A 10,868-nucleotide genomic window follows, 5' to 3' on the forward strand; every position below is an offset into this window, starting at 1 on the left:
TGCCATTTGTTAACTAATGTTCCATATTTCAACATATATATATCATAATCTTTACAAAAGTTATTAATATTATAAGCACATACATCAGGATTTAGTTAGTTTCTCTTAACCTCATTGATTAGTCAAGGTAACTACTGAAGCTTGCTAAGTAAGCTGCAAAAGTCCTAAAAACAAGCATTAGACGTAATATGGCCAGCAAGATAATTCACAAAAATAGAAAATTTATTGAAAAAATTTATTTTTACCATTCCATTTAGCTTAATATATTAGTATTTTTCACAAGCGTAGTGTCAGGTCTACAGCAAGATGGTGGGGTATACTTACGTAGCCATTAGTGACTTTAGCTAGCATTGGTGTAAAGGAATTTTTAAACTGCGATCGCCATTTTCTGCCATTGGTGAGATTGACTAACCTCAACCTAGACAGTTAAATATGTACAAGTTTGCCCTAGCTTGGGAGAAAGAGCGAATAGTCTTTGGTGCTGCACGACCTGGATACACCGACAAGAATGTTCAGGATTGGATAGAATTCATGAAGCGCCAAGATATTAAGCGTGTTTGCTGTCTTCTTGATGAACAACAGCTTGCTTCTTACTCCGATCTTCTAAGCATATACAAACAGGAATTTGGGAATCAGCTAGTTTGTTGGACACCAATTGCAGATTTCCATTTATCTGATTTAGAAACCCTCACACAGAAAATACTTCCTTTCTTAATAGAAGCAGACAAACAAAATGAGAAAGTAGTTGTACACTGTTCTGGTGGAATTGGACGTACTGGACATGTGTTAGCGGCATGGCTAGTTAGTGCCAGAGGATTATCAAATCAAGCTGCAATAAATGCTGTCAATAGAACAGGTAGAAATCCTTATGAAGCTGCGTTAGCGAAGCTTACCGAAGGTATCGCTGCTGTCTTTATAGCTAGAAATCCCTTGACAGTTGTAAAAGAACTTGATGTGCTTTTGAATGATTGCCGTATCCTAGCGCATAAAACATTTTAAGTTTACTATTATCCTGTTTAATCAGTATATTTACAAGGTAAAATTTATGGCAATGGTTCTAGATCAAGTAGTTCCTTTTGGAAGATCAATGGATGAATACATAAAAATATTCAATTTAACAAATGCAGATTTAAACAAAAAAATCATTGGGATTGGGGATGGGCCAGCAAGCTTTAATACAGAAATGACGCATCACGGTAAAAGTGTTGTTTCTATTGATCCACTATACCAATTTTCTAGTGATGAAATATTGAAAAGATTTAATGAAGTGGTAGATAACATCATTAATCAAATGAAGGCTACATCAAATGATTGGGTATGGAGCTATCATAAATCCCCGGATGATTTGCGGCACAATCGAGTCAAAGTTATTCGAGAATTTTTGTCTGATTATGAGACTGGCAAAAAGAGTAACAGATACAGAGTCGGTGAATTGCCAAAATTGGCTTACGATGATCAAGAGTTTGATATAGCTCTTTGTTCGCATTTATTATTTTTATATTCAGATCATCTCGATTACGATTTTCACCTAAATTCAGTAGGTGAAATGTTGCGTATTGCTAAAGAAGTTAGAATATTTCCCCTGATCACTTTAATGTGGAAACATTCACAACATTTAGATGAAATAGTTAAATATTACACTTTAAAGGGTTACAAGATAGATATTCAAAAGGTTGAATACGAACTACAGCCTGGTGGAAACCAGATGTTGAAGATAACTAGAGATATTATATAATTTATATTTATAGAGAACTGGTATAATCATTGCGATAGAATCTCATAACCATGCGGTTTTAATGCGATCGCTCAAAATTACCAGATGCGATCGCTTTGCTGGTATATGTTTAATATGGTCGAGCGTAGCTAACATCTTGTCCTTGTTGTGCAGCTTTTTCGCGCAGTCGTGCTTCTAATTCTGGTCTAAGGGAAACAACGATCGCCATAATCGGATATTTTGCAAAAGGTTTATAGATATGATTTTATTTCAGAATATCTGATAAAGCTGCGTAGGCGTAGCCAGCCGTAGGCATCGCCCTGGGCACAAACCACTTATGCTGTCACCATTGACCGTACTGAATCAGGGGATGCTGGCTCAAAATGTAACACCATAATTTGCTCTGGGCGTAAACCAATAGATTCATAAGTCCGGGCGTTGCGTTGGCGTAGCCCGCCGTAGGCATCGCTAAATTCCACTTCAAATGCAGCGCCACCAGCTAATAATTCTACTACTGTACCAACTTGACCACGATACAGATTGTATTCAGGTAAATCAACTATCAGTGCTACTACATCCAGCAACTTGATTGTACTTTTAGTCATCTTGTATCACTTCCAAATATTACAGAGGATAGCAGGTTATTAATCTTGGGACATCAGAACCTTCTTCGATAATCCAACCACTGCGAATGGTCGCACTTCTATCTTGCCATTTGAGCGTAAAATCTAGTATGTAACGTTGTTCAAATTCCCATACCACCTAACTTGCAAGACGCTTCATCGCTTTAGTGGAGGTAAGCAACCCCTGAAATCTCCGCCATCCCAATCAGAGCTATCAAGCCAGCCATCATCCTCAGCATCCCACAACAACATATATGCAAGTAATAAAGTATTAATAAATCGCTCTACAGGAATTTCCCAATGTTTAGCCATCTTGTCTAATTGCACTTTTGTTACTGAATTCGATGATGCAAAACATTGCAACACATCATCGTGGCTACAAGACCATCCAGAAATAAATTTATCAAAATAAGGTTTATATTTCTCTACTGGATGAGGTTTATTAAAGTTAGTAAAGCGAACTTCTCTAAAGAAGTCTAATTTTAGACCAGCAACAAGCCCATCAGAATCTTTACCATAAATATAGTAATAAAGTGAAGTACCTTGACGATTAAAACTGCGAGTAGCACGAATGATTCTAGGAGGGACGAAATCATCTCCCTGGAAATCTGCGAGAACATCCTTTATTGCCATACAGACTCTGTTCAGTACTCAAGTATTATTTTTAGTGTTCCCAAATTAGAACAAATATATTTTTATGATTAAAATCAAAATTACCAATCAAAATTGCCGATTAAAAAACTCTTTTACAACGTAAAAACTCATATAAATAAAGCATAATTAACTTTTATACCAATCAGCTAAAACGGAAAATACTGAAAGCTGTTACCTTAATTCCACAAATTGACAATGAACTTACAGGCGCTGGGTAGACTGCGATCGCTGTCAGTGATACTTTGCCCTTCAATAACCTCGCCGCCACTCTACTGAGTTTCCTTTTACTCTAATTCAGATTTCTGTAACAAGTGTATTGACTTCAGACAAATATATTGAGAAGCTAATAGTTAGTTTTACTAAGTACTACTGGTGCATCAAACTTGTGACAATACTGACGGGAACAATAAATCGATCGCAACCTCCTAGCGAACCAAAACTGTTGATTTTGGAAACTCAGGGACTCACACGCCGTTTTGGGAAGTTAACCGCAGTTAATAACCTGAGCATATCTGTGGAACAAGGCGAAGTATTTGGATTGCTTGGCCCCAATGGCGCAGGGAAAAGTACAGTTATTAAAATGTTGACAACCTTGCTGCCTATCAGTGCAGGGAAAGCAACCTTAGCTGGCTATGATGTAGCTCGTGAATCTAATCCTGTAAGACGGGCTATCGGCTATGTCCCTCAAGCGCTCTCTGCTGATGGTAGTCTCACAGGTTACGAAAATCTCTTAATATTCGCCAAGCTGTATGGAATACCTGCCAAAGGACGCGATCGCCGCATTTATGAAATTCTAGAATACATGGGTTTGCAAGATGCGGCGAAACGTTTGGTACGTAACTACTCTGGTGGAATGATTCGTAAGCTGGAAATTGGCATATCAGTTTTACATCAACCCCAAATTCTGTTTCTTGATGAGCCGACTGTCGGACTAGATCCCATCGCTCGAACTCAAGTATGGCAGCTTGTACTACAACTCTGTGCTGATTACGGCACAACTATATTTTTAACAACCCACTTTTTAGAAGAAGCAGATAGCTTATGTAACCGAGTGGCGATTATGCAGCACGGTGAGGTCGTTACTATGGGTACACCAAGCGACTTAAAAGCCTCACTAGGTAAGCTTGACGCCACTTTGGATGATGTCTTTATTCACTATACAGGCGACCAGTTAACATCAGGAGTCAACTACCGTGACACAGCAAGAACCAGACGTACTGCTCAACGGTTGGGTTAAAGCACCACCCACCGTCCGAGTAAATTTAATCTCTGCAATTAAAGAGCTAGTTACAAAAACCCTGGCGATCGCTGAGTTGGAAATACGTAAACTCCGCCACGATCCAACTGATTTAATAGTTCGAGCGGTGCAACCAGCTTTATGGCTCCTGATCTTTGGGCAAGTTTTCTCCCGCACTCGCGCAATTCCTACAGGGAATTTACCCTATTTGGACTTCATTTCTGCTGGCATTTTGGCTCAGAGTATTCTGTTTGTGGCAATTTTTAGTGGTGGGATGACGCTAATCTGGGAGCGAGATTTAGGGATTGTACATAAATTTTTAGCTAGTCCTACCCCCCGTGTGGCGATGGTGTTGGGTAAAGCCCTGGCATGTGGGGTACGGTGCTTATCTCAAGTAATATTCATTTACGGATTGTCATTTTTATTAGGTGTCAAACTAAATCTCAATCCCTTAGCTATTCTCCAAGTACTAGTGATAGTCATGCTGGGTGCGGGTTCCTTTTGCATTTTTTCATTAATCATTGGCTGTTTGGTGAAAAGCCGAGAAAGGATGACAGGTATTGGACAATTGTTAACCATGCCGTTATTTTTTGCTAGCAATGCCATCTATCCAATCTCATTGATGCCCAACTGGTTAAAGTTCATTTCCCATTTAAATCCCTTGACTTATGAGGTTGATGGCTTACGCAGCACCATGCTGCTAAATGGTACTAGCGTCTATGGCTTTGGTCTGGATTGTACAATTCTCTTATTAACATTAATAATTTTGGCCATCATTGGTGGAAAGCTTTATCCACGGGTGGCCATGTAACTAGGAGAACAACAAGCCCATGACCTTGGATAAACCTACTCAAGGTGCAACTTCCGAAGAATGTGCCGCTAGAGTAATGGAGACAGTTCCATTAGTGATGCGGTTTATCCGAGCGGATATGCGTGCCCATAGTGCCGCCTTTTTATCTATACCTCAGTTGCGATCGCTGGCATTTATCAATCGTAATCCTGGTGCTTCATTATCTGATTTGGCAGAGCATTTAGGTGTCACCTCTGCCACGGCATCAGCAACCATAGAACGTCTGGTACAACGCGACTTCGTGCAACGCATCCCTCATCCTCAAGAGCGGCGGCGGGTGCTGCTCAATTTAACTGAAGATGGAAAGCACCATCTCAAGCAATCCCAAGATCAAACTCGCGCTCATATTACCGACTTGCTCAAAGGTCTTACAGAAGACCAAATTTCCAATATTGAAGAAGGCTTAACTCTACTAAAAAATGTCTTCGAGAAAACAGAACTCAAAGCCCCATAACTCTGAAGTTGCACAGCACGATCCCTTTGCAGCTTTTAAGTTTCGAGACTATCGGCTATTTACCATTGGACGGCTGGTACTGTCCATAGGGTCGCAAATGCAAACTGTAGCCATCGGCTGGGAACTCTATGAGCGGACTAACTCAGCGATAATTCTAGGTGGTGTGGGACTGGCGCAAGTATTGCCAATGATTGCTCTCACCTTGATTACCGGACACGTGGCCGATCGCCGCGATCGCAAACTGATCATGTTATTGTCAATGATGCTGCTAGCTCTCTGTTCCCTAGCTTTGGCAGTACTTTCTTATACTAAAGGTGCAATTTTTCTAATTTACGCCAGCTTGGTATTAACAGGTGTCGCTAGAGCATTCCTCAGACCAGCAAGTGATGCTCTAATGTGGCAGTTGATACCTCTGAGTGCGTTTACCAATGCAGCAACTTGGAATAGTAGTAGCTTTCAGTTAGCCGCAGTCATCGGCCCAGCCTTCGGAGGATTTGGGATTGCGCTGTTGGGAAGTGCTACAGGAGTGTATATAGCAGCAGCGATCGCCGCGTTGCTGTGTTTTATTTTTACAGTACCGATTAAAGAGCAAAAAGCCATCCGCACAACTGAGCCAATCTCACTTAAAGCACTTGCAGCTGGTGCTAAATTTGTCTGGCAAAATCAGTTAATTTTAGCAGCGATTACATTGGATATGTTTGCTGTATTGTTGGGTGGTGCGATCGCACTCCTGCCGATTTTTGCCAAAGATATTTTACACGTGGGCCCAGTGGAGTTGGGATATCTACAAGCAGCCCATTCCATTGGTGCTTTTACTATGGCTATTACCCTGGCGTATTTACCTCCGTTGCGTAAAGCCGGCCCAGCCTTATTATGGTCAGTGGTTGGCTTTGGGATTGTCACAATTATCTTTGGACTTTCTCGTTCCTTTTGGCTGTCTATGTTGATGCTGATCCTTGGTGGCGCACTAGATAGTATTAGCGTTGTGATTCGCCATACATTAGTTCAAATCAGAACACCGGATCATTTGCGTGGTCGGGTTGCTGCTATTAATAGCGTGTTTATTAGTGCCTCGAATGAATTAGGAGGCTTTGAATCAGGCTTGACTGCTGCTTTATTTGGCCCGGTAATTTCTGTTGTGGGCGGTGGAATTGGCACAATTGTAGTAGTGATTGCTACAGCTATGATTTGGCCTGGAATTCGCAAGTTAGGGGCTTTACAAGAGTATAAATAAAAGTATTTATTTATTAAACATCAGGTAATAAAAATCCCACCCTAGCAAGAGACAATAATCACAATGAAACGGAAAATTTATTCTTCTAAGATTTTAAAGATTTTATGACTCGCGCTTATATACAAATGTTCTCAAGTAAGTTATTATTCTCATGATGATTTGATAGTAATTATAACTAATAAGGTTATCCATGCTTTTTCCCTTCTTGATCATGTTCCGAGAGGGCGTTGAAGCTGCACTTGTCGTGGGGATCATTGCCAGTTATCTCAAGCAAACTGGACGTACCCATTTGATGAAGTCAGTCTGGATTGGCATTGCACTAGCGACTTTTCTTTGTCTAGGTGCTGGAATTATTTTGCAAATAACCAGTCAGGAGTTTCCGCAGAAAGAACAGGAACTATTTGAAGCGGTGATTTCCATCGTCGCAGTTGGAGTTCTCACCTGGATGGTTTTCTGGATGCGCCGTGCTGCTCGTTCTATCAAAGGCGAGTTACACTCTCAAATTGAAACTGCCATACAGTCAGGGGATAAATGGGGTATAGCACTAGTATGGATGGCATTCTTTGCAGTACTGCGGGAAGGTCTGGAAACAGTAGTGTTTTTGCTAGCCACGTTTCAGCAAAATTTGGGAATTCAAGCTCCTGTGGGGGCATTGTTTGGATATGCAGCCGCACTAGCCGTCGGTGTAGGCATCTATCAGGGTGGTATCCGCATCAACTTGAAGCGATTTTTTAAATGGACAGGAGCTTTCATTATTGTGGTAGCTGCTGGACTTTTAGCAAGTGGAGTGAGAGCTTTCCATGAAGCCGGAGTGTGGAATTCACTACAAACAGTGGTATTCGATGCTAGCGGGGTACTTCCCAAAAATGGGTTTCTCGGTTCACTTTTGACGGGATTTTTTGGTTATAACGATACCCCGACTGTCAGCGAGACGATCGCCTATTTTGCCTATCTAATTCCTACTATGTTGTTCTTCTTCTTAGGAAATAACGCTGAACAGAAGACGACAGCAAGGCATTCCTAGCTACTTCAATAATTTTTAGGAAAATATAACAATGAAAAATGTTTTAAAATATTCAACAATTATCTGTCTAATTGCTTTGACAGTAGCTGGCTGTGAATCCAAGAAATCAAGCGATACTTCTACGAATAATTCTCCAGAAGCAAAAGTAGCCAGTGATACTTCTACTAACAATTCTACAGAAACTGCTTTGACTGTGACAGATAAAGGTTGCGAACCCAATCAGCTGACATTAGCATCTGGGGAAAACAACTTTGTGCTGACCAACAAAAGCAGCCAACCTTTGGAGTGGGAGATTTTATCTGGGGTGAAAGTTATTGAGGAAAAGGAAAATATTGCTCCTGGCTTCGTTCAAAAACTCAAAACCAATCTAGAACCGGGTGAATATGATATGGCTTGCGGTTTACGCAGCAATCCCAAAGGTAAACTCACTGTAAAAGTAGGAGGAGGAAATTCTCAAGCTAAGACAACTGTAGATCAAGGTCAATTAGTCGGTGCGATCGCAGAATACAAAGTCTACGTCACTAAAGAAACTGACCAACTAGTGGCAGACAACAAGACCTTCACGGATGCCGTGATTGCAGGAGACGTTGCTAAAGCTACGAAACTCTATCCCTCTACCCATGCTCACTGGGAACGTGCAGAACCGATAGCTGAACTGTTCTCCGATCTCGATAAAACGATGGATTCCCGTGCTGATGACTTTGCCAAAAAAGAGGCCGATCCCGAATTCACTGGATACCATCGTATAGAGAAAGCTTTATTTCAAGACAAAACTACAAAAGGCATGAAACCTTTTGCCGAAAAGCTACAGAAAGATGGACTAGACTTACAAAAGCGCATTGCTACCTTGACAATTGAACCGAAAAAGATGGTTGGCGGTGCTGCTGACTTGATTGAAGAAGTAGCTGCTACCAAAATCTCTGGGGAAGAAGACCGTTACAGCCATACTGACCTTTGGGACTTCAGCGCCAATGTAGAGGGTTCCCAAAAGATTGTGGAGTTATTGCGCCCCGTTATCCAAAAAGCCAACCCAGATTTGCTGACGCGTGTAGATAGCAATTTCACCAAAGTTAACCAAAAACTTGCTAAATACAAAACCCCTGATGGTGGTTTTGCTACCTACGACAAAGTGAGTGAAGCAGATAAAAAAGATATGAAAACAGCAATAGCCGCCCTTTCTGAAGATTTATCTCAGTTGCGCGGTACTCTGGGCGTTAACTAATTGATCAACTGGTCGCGGCGAGGAGTCCCCCAATATACATTTATGTTAATGGCGGGAACGAACGCCGCTGGAGGTACTGGGGACTGGGAAAACATGTCCTAATTTTGGGAGGGGTTAAAGCCCCGGACATAATTTTTCGTTTGATTACCACTACCCCAATCCCTAATCCCCATTACCCCTTATCCCCAGAGGGGGCCCCACCTTCCCCAGCCCCTTTTACGAATTCCTAGAGGAGTAAATTATGTCTATCACAAAGCAACCAAGTTTACGCATTACTCCCAAGCTTGGCCGTCGTGACTTGTTAATCGGCATGGCAGCAGCAGGTGGAATAGCAGCCTTGACGACTTTGGGCTATCGTACTCTTCTGGGATCGCCTCTTGACCCATCTGAAGAGGTCGTGCCGTTCTTTGGGCCTCACCAAGCAGGTATTCTGACTCCGACTCCGGCTTCGGGTTTGATGGTTGCATTTGATACAACTGCTACAAATAAGGCGGATTTAGTGCGGTTGTTCAAAACTTTAACTGAGCGCATCCAGTTTCTCATGGCAGGAGGAACACCCAAGCCGCGCGACCCCAAATTTCCACCTAGTGATTCTGGGATTATGGGCCCGAACATTGCTCCCAATAACCTGACAATCACCCTATCTGTGGGTAACTCACTGTTCGATAACCGCTTTGGACTCGCCAATTTGAAACCCAAGCGGTTAGATACGATGCCCAATTTTCCCAATGACCAGCTTGACCCAGATTTATGTCATGGGGATGTACTATTACAATTCTGTGCGAATACTGAAGAATCGAATCTCCACGCTTTACGCGACATCATTAAGAATTTGCCTGACTTGATAACTTTGCGTTGGCAAATAACTGGATTTCTGCCGCCAAATACCCACAAAAAACAAGGCAAATCTACGGTGCGTAACCTGCTTGGTTTTAAAGATGGAACGGCAAATTTAAATGCTAGTGACGACAAATTGATGAACCGAATTGTCTGGGTAGAGCCAAACAATGGTGAACCCCCTTGGACAGTAGGAGGAAGCTATCAAGTGGTGCGAGTAATCCGCAACTTAGTCGAACGCTGGGATCGTACACCATTACAGGAACAAGAGACAATTATTGGACGCATTAAGGACTCCGGCGCACCTTTGGGAATGAAGTACGAGAAAGATATTCCCAATTACCAGCAAGATCCTCAAGGTAAACAAATTCCTCTAAATGCTCATATCCGCCTTGCTAATCCACGTAAATCAGAGTCAAGTTTGATTCTGCGGCGTGGTTTCAATTATTCACGCGGGTTTGACAAATCTGGACAATTAGATATGGGTTTGTTGTTTGTCTGTTTTCAAGCTGATTTAGAGAAAGGGTTTGTGACAGTGCAAAATCGTTTGATTGGAGAACCTTTGGAGGAGTATATTCGCCCCATTGGTGGTGGGTATTTCTTTGCTTTACCTGGTGTCAAGGCTGAAGGAGGTTATCTCGGTCAGTCATTACTAGAAGTGTAGATTTATCTTTAATTTTTTGACGGTGGTTAGCAGGCTGTAATCACAAAGATTTGGCAAAAGCGATCGCGTCACTTGCAGATGTTACCACCTGCTAACTGCACTTTATTCGCTTAATAGTTATTGCGATCGCAGGTATTTGAAATTGGCTCAAAACAATCTTAGTTATGATAGTAGATATTAGCCTTGTTTCTGAGCCACAATCTTAAATACTAGATCGTTTTGATAGGTGAGCATGATGAGCAATAACCTTGCTATAGACGCAGGGTAAGCGCATCTCAATTTGAGTTGACAAATATAAAGTAGTATGCTGTCTTTGAAAACTATTGATCTCAGATTGGGGGCAGTCTCATGGCAT

The 10,868-nt window shown here is 41.7% G+C and carries 13 protein-coding genes; 9 read left to right on the forward strand and 4 right to left on the reverse strand.

What is annotated here, in order from left to right; genetic code table 11:
• Positions 1–276 precede the first annotated feature (276 nt).
• The gene (locus V7K79_RS15975; RefSeq protein WP_335048985.1) at positions 277–417 is read right to left on the reverse strand and encodes a hypothetical protein; all 141 of its coding nucleotides are present in this window, start codon (positions 415–417) and stop codon (positions 277–279) included.
• Between the two features lie 15 nt (positions 418–432).
• Between V7K79_RS15975 and V7K79_RS15980 the strand changes: the two genes are divergently transcribed.
• Positions 433–999: a protein-tyrosine phosphatase family protein gene (locus V7K79_RS15980; protein ID WP_335048986.1), complete on the forward strand. Its 567-nt coding sequence runs from the start codon at positions 433–435 to the stop codon at positions 997–999.
• Positions 1,000–1,045: 46 nt separating this feature from the next.
• Entirely contained in the window at positions 1,046–1,735 is a 690-nt protein-coding gene (locus V7K79_RS15985) for an SAM-dependent methyltransferase (RefSeq protein ID WP_335048987.1), read from the forward strand.
• 314 nt (positions 1,736–2,049) lie between these two features.
• Here V7K79_RS15985 and V7K79_RS15990 read toward each other — a convergent pair whose 3' ends face one another.
• The 3 genes from V7K79_RS15990 to V7K79_RS16000 are packed head-to-tail and all read right to left on the reverse strand — an operon-like array spanning position 2,050 to position 2,970.
• On the reverse strand, positions 2,050–2,319 hold the full coding sequence (locus V7K79_RS15990) for a DUF4926 domain-containing protein (RefSeq protein ID WP_335048988.1): 270 nt from the start codon (positions 2,317–2,319) through the stop codon (positions 2,050–2,052).
• A 19-nt stretch (positions 2,320–2,338) separates the two neighbouring features.
• Positions 2,339–2,476 (reverse strand): DUF6883 domain-containing protein, encoded by a 138-nt coding sequence (locus V7K79_RS15995; protein WP_335048989.1) that lies wholly within the window; start codon positions 2,474–2,476, stop codon positions 2,339–2,341.
• A 17-nt stretch (positions 2,477–2,493) separates the two neighbouring features.
• The gene (locus V7K79_RS16000; RefSeq protein WP_335048990.1) at positions 2,494–2,970 is read right to left on the reverse strand and encodes a hypothetical protein; all 477 of its coding nucleotides are present in this window, start codon (positions 2,968–2,970) and stop codon (positions 2,494–2,496) included.
• A 406-nt stretch (positions 2,971–3,376) separates the two neighbouring features.
• Between V7K79_RS16000 and V7K79_RS16005 the strand changes: the two genes are divergently transcribed.
• The 7 genes from V7K79_RS16005 to efeB all read left to right on the forward strand — a co-directional run bounded on the left by V7K79_RS16005 (position 3,377) and on the right by efeB (position 10,513).
• Positions 3,377–4,228, forward strand: coding sequence for an ABC transporter ATP-binding protein (locus tag V7K79_RS16005; RefSeq protein WP_335048991.1), 852 nt, complete (start codon positions 3,377–3,379; stop codon positions 4,226–4,228).
• Positions 4,185–5,039 (forward strand): ABC transporter permease, encoded by an 855-nt coding sequence (locus V7K79_RS16010; RefSeq protein ID WP_335048992.1) that lies wholly within the window; start codon positions 4,185–4,187, stop codon positions 5,037–5,039. The genes V7K79_RS16005 and V7K79_RS16010 overlap by 44 nt, the downstream gene beginning before the upstream one ends.
• 19 nt (positions 5,040–5,058) lie before the next feature.
• Positions 5,059–5,532, forward strand: coding sequence for a MarR family winged helix-turn-helix transcriptional regulator (locus V7K79_RS16015; protein WP_335048993.1), 474 nt, complete (start codon positions 5,059–5,061; stop codon positions 5,530–5,532).
• Positions 5,498–6,766 (forward strand): MFS transporter, encoded by a 1,269-nt coding sequence (locus tag V7K79_RS16020; protein ID WP_335048994.1) that lies wholly within the window; start codon positions 5,498–5,500, stop codon positions 6,764–6,766. Before V7K79_RS16015 ends, V7K79_RS16020 begins: the two co-directional genes overlap by 35 nt.
• Positions 6,767–6,956: 190 nt before the next feature.
• On the forward strand, positions 6,957–7,790 hold the full coding sequence (gene efeU / locus V7K79_RS16025) for an iron uptake transporter permease EfeU (protein ID WP_335048995.1): 834 nt from the start codon (positions 6,957–6,959) through the stop codon (positions 7,788–7,790).
• 31 nt (positions 7,791–7,821) lie between these two features.
• Positions 7,822–9,012 (forward strand): iron uptake system protein EfeO, encoded by a 1,191-nt coding sequence (gene efeO / locus V7K79_RS16030; protein ID WP_335048996.1) that lies wholly within the window; start codon positions 7,822–7,824, stop codon positions 9,010–9,012.
• A gap of 241 nt (positions 9,013–9,253) precedes the next feature.
• Positions 9,254–10,513, forward strand: coding sequence for an iron uptake transporter deferrochelatase/peroxidase subunit (gene efeB / locus V7K79_RS16035; RefSeq protein ID WP_335048997.1), 1,260 nt, complete (start codon positions 9,254–9,256; stop codon positions 10,511–10,513).
• Positions 10,514–10,868: the final 355 nt, after the last annotated feature.

This window comes from Nostoc sp. (assembly GCF_036917575.1).
Taxonomy (GTDB): domain Bacteria; phylum Cyanobacteriota; class Cyanobacteriia; order Cyanobacteriales; family Nostocaceae; genus Nostoc.

What these genes read in the sequence shown, in the direction of transcription:
- V7K79_RS15980 (WP_335048986.1), top strand. Translation starts at nt 433, where the DNA reads ATGTACAAGTTTGCCCTAGCTTGGGAGAAAGAGCGAATAGTCTTTGGT.
- V7K79_RS16020 (WP_335048994.1), top strand. Translation starts at nt 5,498, where the DNA reads ATGTCTTCGAGAAAACAGAACTCAAAGCCCCATAACTCTGAAGTTGCA.
- efeO (WP_335048996.1), top strand. Translation starts at nt 7,822, where the DNA reads ATGAAAAATGTTTTAAAATATTCAACAATTATCTGTCTAATTGCTTTG.
- efeU (WP_335048995.1), top strand. Translation starts at nt 6,957, where the DNA reads ATGCTTTTTCCCTTCTTGATCATGTTCCGAGAGGGCGTTGAAGCTGCA.
- V7K79_RS16015 (WP_335048993.1), top strand. Translation starts at nt 5,059, where the DNA reads ATGACCTTGGATAAACCTACTCAAGGTGCAACTTCCGAAGAATGTGCC.
- efeB (WP_335048997.1), top strand. Translation starts at nt 9,254, where the DNA reads ATGTCTATCACAAAGCAACCAAGTTTACGCATTACTCCCAAGCTTGGC.
- V7K79_RS16000 (WP_335048990.1), bottom strand. Translation starts at nt 2,970, where the DNA reads ATGGCAATAAAGGATGTTCTCGCAGATTTCCAGGGAGATGATTTCGTC.
- V7K79_RS15985 (WP_335048987.1), top strand. Translation starts at nt 1,046, where the DNA reads ATGGCAATGGTTCTAGATCAAGTAGTTCCTTTTGGAAGATCAATGGAT.
- V7K79_RS15990 (WP_335048988.1), bottom strand. Translation starts at nt 2,319, where the DNA reads ATGACTAAAAGTACAATCAAGTTGCTGGATGTAGTAGCACTGATAGTT.